We start from the raw sequence: 15,871 nt of genomic DNA, 5'->3' as shown, positions 1-15,871 counted from the left end.
GACTGCATGAGCACCCCCCTGGCCCAGGCAGTGGACGCTGCACTGGCCACTGTCATCGACCCCGAACTGCGGCGCCCCATCACCGAACTGGGCATGGTGGAGTCCGTGGACATCGCCGACGACGGCCTGGTCCGGCTCGTGGTGCTGCTTACCATCGCCGGCTGTCCGCTGCGCGGCACCATCACCGCGGACTCCGAGGCGGCGCTGTCGGCCGTGCCGGGCGTCACGGGCGTCGACGTCGAGCTGAAAGTCATGACGCAGGAGCAGCGCGATGCGCTGAAGGAGCAGCTTCGCGGACCCGGAGGACAGCGGGGCATCCCGTTCAACCAGCCCGGATCCCTCACGAAGGTGTTCGCGGTGGCCAGCGGCAAAGGCGGGGTGGGCAAGTCCTCGGTCACGGTGAACCTCGCCTGCGCCATGGCCGCCCAGGGCCTGCGCGTCGGCATTATCGACGCTGACGTGTACGGATTCTCGGTGCCGGCACTGATGGGCATCGACCAGTCCCCCACCCGCGTGGACGACATGATCCTGCCGCCGGTCGCTTACGGGGTGAAGGTCATTTCCATCGGAATGTTCGTCAAGGGCAATCAGCCGGTGGCCTGGCGCGGACCCATGCTGCACCGTGCGCTGGAGCAGTTCCTCACCGACGTCTACTTCGGCGACCTGGACGCCCTGTTCCTGGACCTGCCTCCGGGAACAGGGGACATCGCCATCTCCGTGGCGCAGCTGCTCCCCAAGGCCGAGATCCTGGTGGTGACCACCCCGCAGACGGCGGCCGCTGACGTCGCCGAACGTGCCGGCGCCATTGCCACCCAGACGGGTCAGTCCGTTGCCGGCATCGTGGAGAACATGTCTTACCTTGAAATGCCCGACGGCGGCAGGATGGAACTGTTCGGCAGCGGCGGCGGCGCTGTCCTCGCCGAGCGGCTGAGCGCGACCGTGGGTGCGGAGGTCCCGCTGCTGGGCCAGATTCCCCTGGACATCCTGCTCCGCGAGGGCGGCGACGCCGGCGAACCGATCGTGCTCGGCCGGCCGGAGACTCCCGCGGCGATGGCGCTGACCGGGATTGCGGGGAAGCTAGCGGCAAGGCCCCGCGGTTTGACGGGGATGAAACTGGGCCTCCAGCCGCGGTGATTGTTGCGCGCGTGACTGGGGCAGTCCAAATCCCGGCTTAGGTGGCCTCGGAGTCGAAGGGAGCCCGCTCGCCGTCGGCCAGTCGCTCGATGACGCGTGCCGGACGTTCTTCGGCGTAGGACGCGGCGGAGGCTGCGGCTACTGCAGCAACCGCTGCGGGGGCACCGGCGCTGACGGGCTTGGTGTCGTCGTCGAGCAGCGCTTCTTTGATGATCCGGCGGGGATCGTACTGGCGCGGGTCGTATTTCTTCCAGTCAACATCGTCGATGTCGATGCCGACTTCGTCCTTGATCTGTTCCCGCGCGCCGGACGCCATCCGGCGGACTTCCTTCACCAGGTTCGCCAGTTTCTGGGTGTATTCGGGCAGCCGGCTGGGGCCGATCACCAGGACGCCGATGATCAGCAGAAGGAGAAACTCCGGGCCGTTGATTCCAAACACTTTAGGAAGATTACCCTCTCCGGCACGCTGGTGACGATTCTGACGCGGACCGCAGGGCCCACGCTGCAAAGGACGGACGGCTCACGGCGAGAAAAGCTCCATGATGCGGCCCAGTCCGCGCTGCAGCCGCGCAGGCAGTGCCTCGGGCCCGGCAGCCTTGTCCGTTCCGGGACCTGCCGGTCCGCCGTCCGCGCTCGGCGCCGCCGTCGCGGAGACCGAGCCGATCAGCTCCGCCACGCCGTCGTCGGCCGTCTCCGCGGGGAGGTCCGAAATATAGGTGAACGTCACATCGGAGGTCTGGTAGATGGCCTTCCACGGGGCGGATGTGTTGATCCACAGCAGCCCGCCCGCAGGCACGCCGCTTTCCGGCGCAGGCACGAACCCGTCTTCGGCGGCAGGACGGCCCGTCAGGATATTCGTCGGCGAGGAAGCCGCAGCTGCAGACGGCAAACCACCCGCCGGGCGGACCTGCGGGTGCTGTTCCAGGACAGTGGCGAAGTGGTTGCCGTCGGTTAGCCTCAGCTCCAGGACGCCCTGCCCTGAGACGGCTTCACGCCGCGCCCAGAGCACGTGGAATCCCATTGCCTGGAGCTCCGGGCAGGACCATCCCCGCGCTCGGAGGCTTTGGAGTTCCGCGGACGTCAGCATGCCTGCTGTCCCCAGCGGCGCGGCGCCGGCACTTCCCGAGCTGGCGCTACCTGAGCCGGTGTCGGGAGAAACCTCGTCCGGGGAACCAGAGCCGGGAGAAGCGGCGCCGCCGGGCGGGAGGACGCCATCCGACGACTGAAGCCCGAAAGTGGCCGCCTGCTGCTGGAACGACTCTGCGGAAACACCCGCTGCCACGGGCCTGGGGTCACCGGCCAGGAAGTAGGCGGCCCCGGCGACCACGCCGGCCGCCGCCACGGCTCCGCCGGCGGCCAGACCCAGCACCTTTACGGCCGGCGAGGCAAGAACGGGCGGCCGGGCAGCTGAGGAAGCAGGCGCCATGGCGAGGTGCTGCGTCCGGGCCAGCAGCCTGGCCGTCAGGTCGTCGCTGGCGGCAGGGATTGCCGCACGCCGCATGCGCTCAAGGTATTGGCGTTCCCGCCACAGAAGGGACGCGCATTCGGGGCACGATTCCATGTGTTTCGCGCTGCGTCCGCGCTTGCCCCGAGGCAGGAATCCGCGCGAACAGTTGCCTCCAAGGCCACGCAGCAGGTTTCTCAGCTGACCCATGGAGCCGATCAGAGGATGCCGGCGATGCGCGGCATCTTGAGCCGCGGCTTGAGGGACTGCCTGGTCCGGGGATCACGGTGGGCCAGCTTCTCCCGGAGCATGGTGCGGCCGCGGTGGATGCGGGACCTCACGGTTCCGAGTTTGACCCCCAGGGCCTCGGCGACCTCGTCGTAGGACAGGCCTTCCAGGTCACAGAGGACGACGGCGGCGCGGAAGTCCGGCGGCAGTTCCTCCAGGGCGGCCTGCACATCAAGGTCCAGGTTGTTGAATTCAAAGCTCTGTTCCGGGCCGGGTTCGCGGCCGGGCAACCGGGATTCGGCGTCGTCAGCGAGGGCATCAAAACGGATGCGGCTCTTGCGCCGGGCCTGGTCCAGGAACAGGTTGGTGGTGATCCTGTGGAGCCAGCCGTCCAGCGTGCCGGGCTTGAAGTTCTCCAGTGACCGGAAGACGCGGACGAACACCTCCTGGGTGAGGTCCTCGGCGTCGTACTTGTTGCCGGTCAGGCGGTAGGCAAGCCGGTAGACCTTGGCGGAGTGGTTTGTAACCACTTCTTCCCATGTTGGCCTGACCCACTCGGCTTCCGGCTGTGCGACTGGATCTTCAATTGCCGGGACAGGTGCCACAACTGATGCTGACATCGTCCACTCCCCTCGTGGATGGTACAAACGCCTGGGCGGTTCTGGCACCAGTCGGACTGACACCAGTGCTTCGGCGCCGATCACCTCCTGGATGAGCGGATAACCATCATTTCAAAGTTGGCTGGGAATTTCCTGACTTTCGCCGGGCTTCAGCCTTGGGCGGAAACAAACGCGCCCAGGGATGTGAACCGGTGGCCCCGATCACATCCGCGACTGGCCACAGCCTGCCGCGCCGTCACCTCCGGTGCGGGCACCGCCGGACACAGTACGCTGTTAGAAACAATCCCCCTGCCGCCCAGAAAGCGAATCCTCATGAGCGCCGATAAGTCCACGAGCTGGTCCTATGCAGAAGATCTGCCTGCCGAGGATGAAGTCCTGTTGCATGCTCGGGAACGCTCCTTCGAGCTCGGTGTGGCACCGGTGGGGCCGGGGGTTGGAGCGGTCCTGACGGTACTGGCGGCGGCCTCCAAGGCGCAGACGGCCGTGGAAATCGGCACTGGGGCGGGTGTGTCCGGCGTCTGCCTGCTTCGCGGGCTCGGACCCCAGGCGGTGCTAACCACCATCGACGTCGACGTGGAACATCTCCGGGCTGCACGGGAGGCCTTCCAGGAAGCGGGAAGCCCCGCCAACCGCACCCGCACCATTTCCGGCCGGGCCGGAGACGTCCTGCCGCGCCTGACGGACAGCGCCTACGACCTGGTGTTCATCGACGCGGACAAGCCGAACATTCCCGGATACGTGGAGCAGGCTATCCGGCTGCTGAAGTCCGGCGGCCTCCTGATCATCAACGACGCACTGGACAAGGACCGGGTGGCCAACCCGGCCGCCCGGGATTCCACCACCGCGGTTCTTCGCCAGGTGGGCAAGTCAATCCGCGACGACGATCGCCTGGCCTCGGCCATGCTCCCCACCGGCGACGGACTCCTGGTAGCGGTCAAGAAATAAGGAAGGGCCCGCAGCCTTCCGGCCGCGGGCCCTTCCCCACCAAAACTATTCGGTAACGCCGACGAGGCATTCCTTGAGGTTTGCCGCCTCTGCTGCGTTAAGTTCGACCACAAGCCGTCCCCCGCCTTCGAGCGGCACACGCATGATCAAGCTGCGGCCCTCTTTGGTTACTTCCATAGGGCCGTCGCCGGTGCGTGGTTTCATAGCCGCCATGAGGAAAATCCCCTCCAATAGTCCCAGGACCTACCAGCCCGGGCGGGCTGTGGCCGCGTCGTCAAACAAGCCGCCTTGGCGGCCTAGCAGCGGCCACCATGGCTGAACAGTTCTGAATGCAATTTTTGAGTCCAACGGGCTCTGCAATTTGTTCATGCTTAACCCCTATTATCCTGTAATTACCCGCCTGTAGCTAATTGATGGATTTTCTTCATCGCTTGGAAAATCGTGGCCGCCGTCATAGCGGCCGTTCCGGCTCACGGCGGATAGTCTCCCCCGCCGGGCAGCTGCGCCCAGGCCCACAGCCACACGATCCAGACGATCTGGAGCAGCACGAACATGGTGACCACCGCCCCGCGGTAGGCCCGCGAACGCGATAGCAGGGCCGCACTCAGCGCCAGCGGAAACAGCGGCAACAGCATCCGGAACGTGCTGGTCTGGGGGTGCAGGAACACCAGCAGGTATCCCATGTAGCAGACGCACCAGAGCCGCAGTTCTGCCCCGAGCGCCACCACCGGCGGGGACGTCATCAGAAGCCCGAAGAGGGCCACAAACACAAATGGCGCAAGGATTCCCAGCACCGGGCCAAAAAGCTGGATCCCGGTATCGAACCACGGCTTGAAGGGCACCAGGTCGTGGCCGCGCCATACGGTTTCGGTCTTGGTGTAGGCTGCGGGGTCCCCGGTCACCGCCCATGCGATGGCAGGCCACATCAGGGCGCTGAGTGCGCTGACGGCCGCCAATGCTCCCAGGGAGAGGAGCTCACGTCCGTTGTGGGGCAACTGGCCCGTGTTGTCCGGCCCGGATCGGGTCCGCTGCCACACGCGGTAGGCGAGCAGCCCTCCGGCCATGGCGGCGAACGGCACCCCCGTTGGCCTGGAGAGACACATCAGCACAACGACAGGCATTGCCCACAGATACCGCCGCTGCATCACCAGCAGCAGGGCCGACGCCAGCAGCAGGAGGTTGAGGGATTCGGCATAAGGCACCTGGAGCACCGCGGCCACGGGGAAGGCGGAAAAGAAGGCCGCCGCCCACATTGCCGTGCGGTGGCCGGCCTTTTGCCGGAAGAGGCAGTACACCACCAGGGCAGCGCCCAGCCCGGCTGCCATCGCGATGAAGGTGAGGGCCAGTGCGGGATCCAAACCCGTCATGGTCGACAGCGCCCTCCCCAGCATCGGGAACAGCGCGTAGAACGCCCAGGCGTTCTCTTGGACGTTGCCGCTTTCGTCCACCGGCAGTTGGCGGGGGTACCCGTTCCGGAGTACTTCGCCGTACCAGCGGGCATCCCAGATGTTGATGAAGTTCCAGTAGTCCGGCTTGGCGGGAAACCAGGGATTGACGCCCTGGTGAAGGGCAGCCGCCATGAATATGCAGGCGCTGACAATTCGCGCAGCGGCGTAGACGCAGGCCGCTTGCGCCCACCAGGGCCACGTACCGGAACGGGCGGCAACGGACGCCACAATTCTCCGCACAAGGCCGTTCAGCCCCCGGTAGTCCCCCGGCGCCTCCTGCCCGGCGGAAGTGTCCGGTCGGCTCAAGGCCCGCTCTCCCCGGGCTGCGCCGGTGCATGGAGTTCCGCGCGCAGCCGTTCAATTTCGCGGTCCTTGGCAGCAATCTGATCACGGAGTTCGTCCAGCACCTGGTCAACCTGGTCCATGCGGTAACCCCGCAGCCCCAGGGCAAAACGGACCCGGTCGACGTCGGCGGGCAGGGCTTCAGCGGGAAGAAGCACCGGAGGCAGCGAGGCGACAGGTTCGTCGAATCCGTCCAAAAGCGCGGAGCTGCCGCGCCGCCGGCGCCGAAAAAGACCCGACGCGAAATCGGCTCCGAAGAAAAGTGCGGCACCGATCAGCGCGATGGCGAGGAAAATCAGGAAGAAACTCACAGGATCCATCGTGCCAGACGTCGGCGCAGCCGCTATTCAGGGCGCTGGTTGCCGTTCGGCCCGCCGTTACTGCTGCTAGTGCCCGGTGCCGGACGGATTGCGCCATGGATGACGAGGTCCACCGCATGCCCAGGCTCGTCAACGACCTGAATGAGCCCAAGGTCCTTCTCGGAGATCATGCCGTCTTCCACCAGCGTGCCCCTGATCCACTCGAGCATCGGTCCCCAGAAGGCGGTACCCAGCAGCACGATGGGGAAAGAGGTGACCTTTCGGGTCTGCACCAGCACCATGGCCTCGAAGAGTTCGTCCAGGGTTCCCAGCCCGCCCGGCAGCACAATGAACCCCTGCGCGTATTTCACGAACATGGTCTTGCGCGCGAAGAAGTAGCGGAAGTTGATGCCAAGGTCCACCCACTGGTTGAGGCCCTGCTCGAACGGCAGCTCGATGCCGAGCCCCACAGACACTCCGTTGCCTTGGACGGCACCCTTGTTTGCGGCCTCCATGGAGCCCGGCCCGCCGCCGGTAATAACGGCAACTCCGGCCTCGGCGAGTTTGCGGCCCACTTCGACGCCCAGCTCGTAGTAGGCGGAGCCGGGCTTGGTGCGGGCGGAGCCGAAAACACTGACGGCCGGTCCGAGGTCGGCGAGGGCGCCAAAACCTTCCACGAACTCGCTCTGGATCCTGAGCACCCGCCACGGATCAGTGTGGACGAACTGACCGGGCCCCTTGGTGTCCAGCAGGTGCTGGTCCGACATCTCCACGGCCGCCTGTTTACGGCGAAGCTCCAGCGGACCCTTGTGACGGGTGGCAATGGGAGGTACTGGAGTGGGAGAAGACTGCGGATCGGTACTCATCCACCAAGGCTAGCGCGCTTCTCCAAGCCCGTCTGTCCGGCAGGTCCGAACCCATGGCAGCCAGCCGTCAAGCCGCTGACCAGCAGGTATCTCTTGAATTACGATCTGTAGGAACTTGGAGTGATTGCCGTCATATCTCGCTAATGTTCGCTAGATTCTCTCTTATGACTACTCAAGTGCCCGGCGATGCTCTCGTCTCCCTGAAAGCCGTGAATAAGCACTACGGCCAGCTGCACGTACTCAAGGACATCAACCTGAACGTCCGCAAGGGCGAAGTTGTTGTGGTCATCGGACCGTCAGGTTCCGGTAAGTCCACACTCTGCCGGGCCATCAACCGCCTGGAAACCATCGATGACGGCAAGATCGCCATCGATGGGAAGGAACTCCCGGAAGAAGGCAAGGAACTCGCCAAGCTGCGCGCCGACGTCGGAATGGTCTTCCAGTCCTTCAACCTCTTCGCGCACAAGACCATCCTGGAGAACGTCACCCTGGGCCCGATCAAGGTCAAGGGTGTGCCCAAGGCGCAGGCCGACAAGGATGCCATGGCTCTCCTGGAACGCGTCGGCGTCGGACACCAGGCCCCCAAGCTTCCGGCGCAGCTCTCCGGCGGCCAGCAGCAGCGTGTGGCTATCGCCCGGGCGCTGGCCATGAAGCCGAAGGTCATGCTCTTTGACGAGCCCACCTCGGCCCTTGACCCGGAAATGATCAACGAAGTCCTTGACGTCATGATCCAGCTGGCCAAGGAAGGGATGACCATGATCGTGGTCACCCATGAGATGGGCTTCGCCCGCAAAGCCGCCGACCGCGTGGTGTTCATGGCCGACGGCCAGATCGTCGAGGACGCGACGCCTGAGGAATTCTTCACGAACCCGCAGAGCAACCGTGCCAAGGACTTCCTCTCCAAGCTCCTCACTCACTGATTCCCCGGGATCGCACGTACTCAGTTCGCACCCAGGCCACTACAGCGGCCGCCCAATGAAAGGTAATGTCATGAAGGCATTTTTGACACGACGGAAGTCCTTTGTGGTTGCAGCCTCAGCAGCCCTCGCCCTGACACTTAGCGCCTGCGGCGGCAGCGGCGGCGGCACAACCAGCAACCCCACCGTCGCCGAGAAGCCCACCTTCGCAGCGGGCAGCACCATGGAAAAGCTCGCCTCCGCCGGATCCATCAAAATCGGCACGAAGTACGACCAGCCGCTGTTTGGCCAGGTTGGCCTGGACGGCAAGCCCATCGGCTTTGACGTCGAAATGGGCAAGCTGATTGCCGCCAAGCTGGGCATCGCAGCGGACAAGATCGAATGGTCGGAGACCGTCTCGGCCAACCGCGAGCCGTTCATCGAACAGGGCAAGGTGGATCTGGTCATCGCCACGTACACCATTAACGACAAGCGCAAGCAGGTCGTCAGCTTCGCCGGGCCGTACTACGAGGCCGGCCAGGCGCTGATGGTCAACAAGGACAACGACTCCATCAAGAAGCCCGAAGACGTCAAGGGCAAGAAGGTCTGCTCCGTGACCGGCTCCACTCCCGCAGCCACCATCGTGGAAAAGTACGGAGCAGAACTCGTTCCCGCCGCCACGTACTCGGCCTGCCTCGAGCCGCTGCGCAACAAGCAGGTCGAAGCCGTGACCACGGACAACGTGATCCTCGCCGGTTTCGTGGACAAGGAACCTGAGGCCTTCAAGCTGGCCTCGGACGAAACCTTCACCAAGGAGCCCTACGGCATCGGACTGAAGAAGGACGACACCGTGTTCCGCAACTGGATCAACGACCAGCTGGAAGAGTTCGGCAAGGACGGGTCCTACAAGAAGGCCTGGGAAGCAACCGCCGGCTCCGTCATCAAGACTGCCCCGGAACTTCCGGCCATCAACCGTTACTAGGTAGCAACGGCGGCTTCCGGGGGAATTCGTTGCACGCATTCCCCCGGAAGCCGCCACCCTGCTTTTTGACCCCCTATGCCTAGAGCCGAAGGATCCCATGGAAGTCATCATTGAAAACCTCCCTCTTTATTGGGAAGGCCTTCTCCGCACCCTTTTCCTGTCCGTCGTCTCCGGGATCATCGCCCTCATCCTCGGAACACTGCTGGCAGCAGCCCGTGTCTCCCCCGTTGCGGCCCTTCGGGGATTCAGCACCGTCTACGTGGAAATCCTCCGGAACACGCCACTGACCATTGCCTTCTTTTTTGCGGCTATCGTCCTGCCCCGTCTCGGCGTGACATTCCAGCAGTTCGAGGTAGCAGCGATCATCGCCCTCAGCGCCTACACAGCGGCCTTCATCGCCGAAGCAGTCCGCTCAGGCGTAAACAGCGTCCCTCTTGGCCAAGCGGAGGCCGCCCGCAGTATCGGCATGAATTTCGGCCAGGTCCTGAACCTCATCATCCTTCCGCAGGCGCTGCGGACCGTTATCCCGCCACTCATCAACATCCTGATCGCGCTCGTCAAGAACTCCTCCGTCGCCGGCGCGTTCTTTGTCCTGGAACTGTTCGGCTACGGCCGCCAAATGGCCAACGCCAACGGTGACCAGGTCATGGCAGTACTGCTGGGCGTTGCGTTCTTCTATCTGCTCCTCACCATTCCGCTGGGCATCCTCGCCAGCACGGTGGAACGAAAGGTGGCGATTGCCCGATGACTTCAGTCCTCTACGACGTTCCCGGCCCCAAAGCGCGCCGGGTCTCACTGATCGGTTCCGTGGTTGGAACCGTGCTGATCCTGGGCCTCCTGGCATGGATCGTTATGACTCTCGCCCAACAGGGCATTTTTGAAGGCCGCCGCTGGGCCATCTTCACCCGGGGCGACGTCTGGATGCTGCTCGGAAACGGCCTCGGTGCCACGCTAACCGCCGCCGCCCTCGCCGCAGTGATCGCGTTCCCCCTTGGTCTGATGTTCTGCCTGCTGCGCATCTCGCTGATCGCCTGGATCCGGGTTCCGGCCCGCGTGGTCCTGGAATTCCTCCGCGGCATGCCGGTTGTCCTGATGATGCTTTTCGTTCTGCTGGTATTCGGAACGAGTTCCTTCATCGCGGTGGTGGCGGGGCTTGTCCTCTACAACACCGCTATCTTCGCGGAGATCATCCGGGCCGGCATCCAATCACTGCCGAAGGGACAGCGGGAGGCCGGCCTGACCATCGGCCTGACCAGTTTCCAGTCCCGGATGCTCGTGGAACTGCCGCAGGCTGTCCGCCGCATGATGCCGTCGCTGGTGGCCCAACTGGTGGTGCTCCTGAAGGACACCTCGCTGGGCTACATCGTGGCGTACGGCGAGCTTCTGCGCGCGGTCCAGGTGATGGCGGACTTCCTGGGTAACGCGTTCCTGTTCCCCATCTTCTTTGTGGCGGCCGCCATCTACATTGTGATCAACATCTGCGTTTCCCGGCTCGCAATCTGGATCGAACGGCGCGGCTCCAACAAGACCGCAGGTGGCGTGGCCAAGGCGCCAACCGCCGTCGTGGCACCGGAACTCCCGGAAGTACGGGAACCCAAGTAGCAGCATCCGCCAGACAAGCAAGAGGGTCCGCAGCCTGCAGGCTGCGGACCCTCTTGCTTGGGGCTAGGCCGAAAGCCAGGTCCGCAGCGCCCGGAGGCATTCGCGGACGGCTTCCGCGTCCACATGTTCGTTGTCCTTGTGCGCCAGCAGCGGGTCACCGGGGCCGAAGTTCACGGCGGGAATTCCCAGTTCACTGAAACGCGCGACGTCGGTCCAGCCGTATTTGGGCTTGGGCTCAGCTCCGACCGCGGCCACGAAGGACGCGGCGGCAGGGTGATTAAGTCCCGGCCGCGCGCCGGCGGCGGCGTCCGTGCGGACGACGTCGAAGCCTTCCAGGAGTGCGCGGACGTGTGCTTCCGCCTGGTCGGGCGTCTTGTCCGGGGCGAAGCGGTAGTTGATCTCCACCACGCACCGGTCCGGAATGACGTTACCCGCCGTGCCGCCGTTGATCTTCACAGCGTTGAGGCTTTCGCGGTAGTCCAGGCCGTCCACGTTGATGGTCTGCGGTTCGTAGGATGCCAGCCGGGCCAGGATGGGTGCCGCCGCGTGGATGGCGTTGCTGCCCATCCACGCACGCGCGGAATGCGCGGCCTCGCCCACCGTGGTGGCCTCAAAACGGCTGGTGCCGTTGCAGCCCCCCTCGACGGTGCCATGGGTCGGCTCCAGCAGAATGGCGAAGTCGCCGTGGAGCAATCCGCCGTGGTTTCGCACCAGCCGTCCAAGCCCGCTCTTGACCGCTTCCACTTCCTCGTGGTCGTAGAACACAAAGGTGACGTCCTTGCTGGGTTCCGTGCCGCCGTCGAACATCGACGCCGCCAGCGCCAGCTGCACCGCGACGCCGCCTTTCATGTCCGTTGTGCCGCGGCCATACAGCAGCCCTTCCCCCGGTGCGCCGGACGGCCAGAAGGAGGGGACGGTGCCGAGGGACCCTCCGGTGGTCGGCAGGGGCACCGTGTCCAGGTGTCCGGCCAGGATGACCCGCTCCTGCCGGCCCAGGGCGGTACGGGCAATGATTGAATCGCCGTCGCGGACGACGTCAAGCTGCGGAATCCTCCGCAGCGCATGTTCGACGGCGTCGGCCAGCTCCTTCTCATTGCCCGAGACACTGTTGATGTCGATGAGCGCAGCGGTGAGGAGGGCAACGTCCTGGCGGAGGTCCAGGTGGGCGGAGGCGGTTTGAGCAGTCACGATCACAGTCTAGTTCGAGTCCTGCTCCCGCCTCTCGATAGACTGGAGCCATGACTGAAACCGCTGCTGCTTCCGCCGTGCCCGCTGACAATTCCGCATCCGCCGACGCCCGCTCCGCCTATGGCTACGGTGTGGCCACCATATCCACCCGCAATGGCGAGGCCACGGTGCTGGATGTCTGGTTCCCCGCGCCGTCGCTTGGAACCGCGGCGGACAGCCTCCGGGACGTCGGGAACGCTGATCCGGTGCTGGCCGAGATCGCCGCAGCCGGCACCGATGCGGACCGCGGCACCGAACAGCAGGTCGTTTTCGTCCAGGTGCACCTGGACGAGGCTCCTGCCGACACCGCCGATGCCTACCTCCGCCTGCACCTGCTCTCGCACCGCCTGGTCCAGCCCAACACCATCAACCTGGACGGCATCTTCGGAAAGCTCCCCAACGTCGTCTGGACGAACTTCGGTCCGGCCGCCGTTGAGGGCTTCGAACTGACCCGGGCCAAGCTGCGCCGGCGCGGTGCCGTGACTGTCTACGGCGTGGACAAGTTCCCGCGCATGGTGGACTACGTGGTGCCCGCGGGCGTCCGCATCGCCGACGCCGACCGCGTCCGGCTCGGCGCGCACCTGGCCGAAGGCACCACGGTGATGCACGAGGGCTTCGTCAACTTCAACGCCGGAACCCTGGGTACATCCATGGTCGAAGGCCGCATCTCGGCCGGGGTTGTGGCCGGCGACGGCACGGACGTCGGCGGCGGCGCGTCGATCATGGGCACGCTGTCCGGCGGCGGCAAGGAAAAGGTCTCCCTGGGCGAGCGCGTGCTGCTGGGCGCCAACTCCGGCGTCGGAATCAGCATCGGTGATGACTCGGTGGTGGAGGCCGGACTGTACGTCACGGCCGGAACCCGTGTCCGCTTGGTCGGCCCGAAGGATGCCGACGGCGAGGACACCACCAAGGTGGTCAAGGCCGTGGAGCTCTCCGGAGTTCCCAACCTCCTGTTCCGCCGCAATTCCACGAGCGGAGCCGTCGAGGTGCTCCCCCGCAAGGGCCAGACCGTTGAACTCAATGAGGCACTCCACGCCAACTGATTACGTCTGCCCGTCGATGTTCAACCGGCCCGTCGAGGGCCTGAGGGAGTAGCCTCGTGTCACGGAAACGTGGCCTGCGCCGCCTGCTAGTGCTGGGGTTGGCCCTGGCCCTGATTGCCGGCGGGATCTACACGGCAGTGGCTTTTATCCAGCGATCGGAAACGCTCGTTGCCGAAATGTGCACTGCCGCTGTAGGTTCCGCTAAGGCCGAACTGGCAACCGACCAGGCGGCAAACGCCGCCCTGATCACCGCCGTCGCGGTGCGCCGGGGACTGCCGCCGCGCGCGGCGAGCATCGCCCTGGCCACCGCCATGCAGGAGTCGAAGTTGCGCAACATCGAACACGGCGACCACGCCGGGCCGGATTCCCGGGGACTGTTCCAGCAGCGGCCATCACAGGGCTGGGGCACCGAGGAACAGGTGATGGACCCCTATTTTGCGACCGGCGCGTTCTACGACGCCCTGGTGAAGATCCCCGGGTACGAGTCCCTGGAAATCACGGCCGCCGCGCAGCAGGTCCAGCGCTCGGCCTACCCGCAGGCCTATGCACAGCACGAGGACATGGGCCGGGCGTTTGCCTCCGCCCTGACCGGGCAGTCCACGGAAGCGTTGGATTGCACGCTCAAGTCACCGGAAGGGCCCGGCGACGCCCAGTCTGTCGTTGGCGAACTGACAGCAGCTTTCGGGAATGTCCCGGCGACCGCGGACGGCAGCACGATCGTGCTGGACGTGAGCGGCAGCCAGGCCTGGGCCGTTGGGCAGTGGGCGGTGGCGAACGCGAAATCCCTGTCCGTGACGGAGGTCGACGTAGGAGAACTCAGCTGGGACCGGAAGTCACGGAACGGCTGGCAGGCTTCCGACGGGCAGCCGGGCCAGGTCACGGTGACGGTCGCAGCCGGGACTCCCTGAACGGGCTGGCTGACGGGGGTATCCCTGCTGCAGCCGGTGCTCAGACGAGCAGTTCCACCACAGGCTGGACGTAGCTCCGGAACACCTCCGGCTGGGTCAGGAGTTCATTGCTCATGATGATCTTGTCCGGCTCCAGGTACCATGCCCGCGGTTCCGTCAGCGGGAGTTCGATAATCGTGAGCGTGAAATCCCGCGATGCCCGGCCCACTTCAAGCAGTCTGTCCTCCACCATGTCGCCGAGAAGCTGCGCGGCGCCGCTGGCCTCGCGTTCAGCTTCCATGGCCGCATATTCGGCGCGGCGCTCCCTTGCCCAGGTCAGGGCAGAACCGAAATGCGCCTGCAGTACACGCCGCAGGGCCGGCGAGTTGCCAAAGGCGTCAAACCCGGGAGGGGCCACTTCGGGGGCCATTTGGGGATGCGCCTTGAGTAGCTGCTCCCACCAGGCCTCCCACTCTGTCTTCAGGGCGCTGATCCCGCCTACTTCGGACGTGAGGTTGGCGTGGTCCACCGGACGGATCTTTGGCGCCATGTGGCAAAGCGCGGGGCGCCCGGCACTGTCCAGTCCGGCGGCGTCGCGAACGTACAGTGCAATGAGCATGGGACCCGAGGTGTCCATAGTGATTCGCCAGCCAGGACCGCCTGTGTGGTGCATCCGAATGGCCTCCCTTGGCTTGTTTACTGTCTCAGTGTATTCCTGATGACTACCGACGTTAATGGGCGGCTGGAGACTCGACAAGGCTCTGCAAGTGGGATGCCAGCACGTCCCGGCACATTTCCGCGGTCATCCATTCCGGCTGCAGCAGGGCGTGCATCGTCAGGCCGTCCAGGGTGGCGAGCAGCCGCTCCGCTTCCGTGACCAGGAACTGGTGACCGTCGTCGTCCAGTTCCCCGGGCGCCCGAAGTTCCATGATGAGCCACCCCACAACGGCGGCTACGGCCCGGTGGCTGCGGTCAGCCTCGGCGGCTAGGAAGGGCCTGATCCTGGCTGCGTTTTTGAACGCCATCCAGACACACGCGTCCACGGCACGTTCCTCGTCGAGCGGCAGGAACTGGCCCAGCAGTGTTAACACTCCTTCAGTGTGGCCCGCCGTCCCCGGGGCCAGGTGCATGAGGTCCTCCCGGGCTGCGTCGAGCCGGGCGGTGATCCGGTCCACCACAACACCGAAGGAGTGGGCAAGGAGTTCGTCGCTGCTGGCGAAATAGTGGCGGACGGAACCCACCGCAAGTCCGGCCTCATCAGCGACCTCACGCAGGGAGGCCCGTTCCAGCCCGTCCGCGGCGATGATCCTGAAGACTGCTTCAACAACTTCCTGTCGCCGGACTGCGGCATCAACGATTTTAGGCACCCCTATTATTTAGCACAGTTGTGCCGCCAAGGCGTGGGCAACACGGGCAGCAGGCTGGCCAATTGGGATAGCGTTGGGCCCATGAGAATTCTGGTCACGGGCGGCACCGGGTATATCGGGTCGCACACAGTACTGTCCCTGCAGGAAGCCGGCCATGACGTGGTAGTCATCGACAACCTGGTCAACTCGAGCGAGGAGTCGTTGCGCCGCGTGGCCGAGCTCAGCGGCAAGGAAGCGGTGTTCCACAACGTTGACCTCGTGGACGAGCCGGCCGTCGACGCCGTTTTCGCGCAGGACCGGATCGACGCAGTGATCCACTTCGCAGGCCTGAAGGCTGTGGGTGAATCGGTCCGGGAGCCGCTGAAGTACTACTACAACAACCTCGTCGGCACGCTGAACCTGATCCGCGTCATGGACAAGCATGACGTCCGCTCCCTCGTGTTCAGCTCCTCGGCTACCGTGTACGGCGAGCACAACCCCATCCCCTATGTGGAAAAGATGGAGATCGGCGCCAACAACCCCTACGGCCGGACCAAGGAAC

The 15,871-nt window shown here is 65.1% G+C and carries 19 protein-coding genes; 9 read left to right on the top strand and 10 right to left on the bottom strand.

Annotation, left to right across the window (positions count from 1 at the left end; translation table 11 throughout):
* The first annotated feature begins 6 nt into the window (after positions 1–6).
* Positions 7–1,134, top strand: a complete 1,128-nt coding sequence (locus tag AC1DRE_RS03455; RefSeq protein WP_476983349.1) for an Mrp/NBP35 family ATP-binding protein — start codon at positions 7–9, stop codon at positions 1,132–1,134.
* A gap of 37 nt (positions 1,135–1,171) precedes the next feature.
* Here AC1DRE_RS03455 and AC1DRE_RS03450 read toward each other — a convergent pair whose 3' ends face one another.
* The 3 genes from AC1DRE_RS03450 to sigE form a co-directional block, all read right to left on the bottom strand.
* A complete protein-coding gene (locus tag AC1DRE_RS03450; RefSeq protein ID WP_104172173.1) occupies positions 1,172–1,573 on the bottom strand; it encodes a twin-arginine translocase TatA/TatE family subunit in 402 nt (133 codons plus the stop codon).
* 81 nt (positions 1,574–1,654) lie between these two features.
* On the bottom strand, positions 1,655–2,635 hold the full coding sequence (locus tag AC1DRE_RS03445) for a hypothetical protein (protein WP_476983348.1): 981 nt from the start codon (positions 2,633–2,635) through the stop codon (positions 1,655–1,657).
* Positions 2,636–2,796: 161 nt separating this feature from the next.
* Entirely contained in the window at positions 2,797–3,426 is a 630-nt protein-coding gene (gene sigE, locus AC1DRE_RS03440; RefSeq protein WP_309975721.1) for an RNA polymerase sigma factor SigE, read from the bottom strand.
* Positions 3,427–3,738: 312 nt separating this feature from the next.
* On the opposite strand from sigE, the gene AC1DRE_RS03435 reads away from it, so the two are divergent.
* A complete protein-coding gene (locus tag AC1DRE_RS03435) occupies positions 3,739–4,371 on the top strand; it encodes an O-methyltransferase (protein WP_476983347.1) in 633 nt (210 codons plus the stop codon).
* A 45-nt stretch (positions 4,372–4,416) separates the two neighbouring features.
* Here the strand turns inward: AC1DRE_RS03435 and AC1DRE_RS03430 are convergent, their stop codons facing one another.
* From AC1DRE_RS03430 to AC1DRE_RS03415, 4 genes are all read right to left on the bottom strand, one after another.
* Entirely contained in the window at positions 4,417–4,584 is a 168-nt protein-coding gene (locus tag AC1DRE_RS03430; protein WP_009357720.1) for a DUF3117 domain-containing protein, read from the bottom strand.
* Between the two features lie 257 nt (positions 4,585–4,841).
* Positions 4,842–6,071, bottom strand: coding sequence for a hypothetical protein (locus tag AC1DRE_RS03425; protein ID WP_476983609.1), 1,230 nt, complete (start codon positions 6,069–6,071; stop codon positions 4,842–4,844).
* A gap of 50 nt (positions 6,072–6,121) precedes the next feature.
* On the bottom strand, positions 6,122–6,481 hold the full coding sequence (locus AC1DRE_RS03420; RefSeq protein WP_364119468.1) for a DivIVA domain-containing protein: 360 nt from the start codon (positions 6,479–6,481) through the stop codon (positions 6,122–6,124).
* A 23-nt stretch (positions 6,482–6,504) separates the two neighbouring features.
* Positions 6,505–7,326: an LOG family protein gene (locus AC1DRE_RS03415; protein ID WP_476983346.1), complete on the bottom strand. Its 822-nt coding sequence runs from the start codon at positions 7,324–7,326 to the stop codon at positions 6,505–6,507.
* 164 nt (positions 7,327–7,490) lie between these two features.
* Here AC1DRE_RS03415 and AC1DRE_RS03410 point away from each other — a divergent pair, with 164 nt between their 5' ends.
* The 4 genes from AC1DRE_RS03410 to AC1DRE_RS03395 all read left to right on the top strand — a co-directional run bounded on the left by AC1DRE_RS03410 (position 7,491) and on the right by AC1DRE_RS03395 (position 10,806).
* On the top strand, positions 7,491–8,246 hold the full coding sequence (locus AC1DRE_RS03410) for an amino acid ABC transporter ATP-binding protein (RefSeq protein ID WP_043429919.1): 756 nt from the start codon (positions 7,491–7,493) through the stop codon (positions 8,244–8,246).
* A 70-nt stretch (positions 8,247–8,316) separates the two neighbouring features.
* Complete coding sequence (locus AC1DRE_RS03405; protein ID WP_476983345.1) at positions 8,317–9,204, top strand: glutamate ABC transporter substrate-binding protein; 888 nt, start codon at positions 8,317–8,319, stop codon at positions 9,202–9,204.
* A gap of 97 nt (positions 9,205–9,301) precedes the next feature.
* Positions 9,302–9,952, top strand: coding sequence for an amino acid ABC transporter permease (locus AC1DRE_RS03400; protein ID WP_056343998.1), 651 nt, complete (start codon positions 9,302–9,304; stop codon positions 9,950–9,952).
* The gene (locus tag AC1DRE_RS03395; RefSeq protein ID WP_476983344.1) at positions 9,949–10,806 is read left to right on the top strand and encodes an amino acid ABC transporter permease; all 858 of its coding nucleotides are present in this window, start codon (positions 9,949–9,951) and stop codon (positions 10,804–10,806) included. The genes AC1DRE_RS03400 and AC1DRE_RS03395 overlap by 4 nt, the downstream gene beginning before the upstream one ends.
* A gap of 63 nt (positions 10,807–10,869) precedes the next feature.
* Here the strand turns inward: AC1DRE_RS03395 and dapE are convergent, their stop codons facing one another.
* The gene (gene dapE / locus AC1DRE_RS03390; protein ID WP_476983343.1) at positions 10,870–11,994 is read right to left on the bottom strand and encodes a succinyl-diaminopimelate desuccinylase; all 1,125 of its coding nucleotides are present in this window, start codon (positions 11,992–11,994) and stop codon (positions 10,870–10,872) included.
* A 50-nt stretch (positions 11,995–12,044) separates the two neighbouring features.
* On the opposite strand from dapE, the gene dapD reads away from it, so the two are divergent.
* Positions 12,045–13,076: a 2,3,4,5-tetrahydropyridine-2,6-dicarboxylate N-succinyltransferase gene (gene dapD / locus AC1DRE_RS03385; protein WP_364119451.1), complete on the top strand. Its 1,032-nt coding sequence runs from the start codon at positions 12,045–12,047 to the stop codon at positions 13,074–13,076.
* 56 nt (positions 13,077–13,132) lie between these two features.
* Positions 13,133–13,984: a hypothetical protein gene (locus tag AC1DRE_RS03380; protein WP_476983342.1), complete on the top strand. Its 852-nt coding sequence runs from the start codon at positions 13,133–13,135 to the stop codon at positions 13,982–13,984.
* A 40-nt stretch (positions 13,985–14,024) separates the two neighbouring features.
* On the opposite strand, the gene AC1DRE_RS03375 is transcribed toward AC1DRE_RS03380, so the two are convergent.
* Complete coding sequence (locus tag AC1DRE_RS03375) at positions 14,025–14,636, bottom strand: hypothetical protein (RefSeq protein ID WP_476983341.1); 612 nt, start codon at positions 14,634–14,636, stop codon at positions 14,025–14,027.
* Between the two features lie 58 nt (positions 14,637–14,694).
* Positions 14,695–15,330: a TetR/AcrR family transcriptional regulator gene (locus AC1DRE_RS03370; RefSeq protein ID WP_476983340.1), complete on the bottom strand. Its 636-nt coding sequence runs from the start codon at positions 15,328–15,330 to the stop codon at positions 14,695–14,697.
* 81 nt (positions 15,331–15,411) lie between these two features.
* Between AC1DRE_RS03370 and AC1DRE_RS03365 the strand changes: the two genes are divergently transcribed.
* Positions 15,412–15,871 (top strand): SDR family NAD(P)-dependent oxidoreductase (locus tag AC1DRE_RS03365; protein WP_476983339.1); only part of this gene is annotated, 460 nt, incomplete at its 3' end.

Source organism: Arthrobacter sp. P4_H3, from assembly GCF_056400885.1.
The sequence above is the reverse complement of the archived record's forward strand: the minus strand, read 5'-3'. Positions and strand labels throughout refer to the sequence as shown.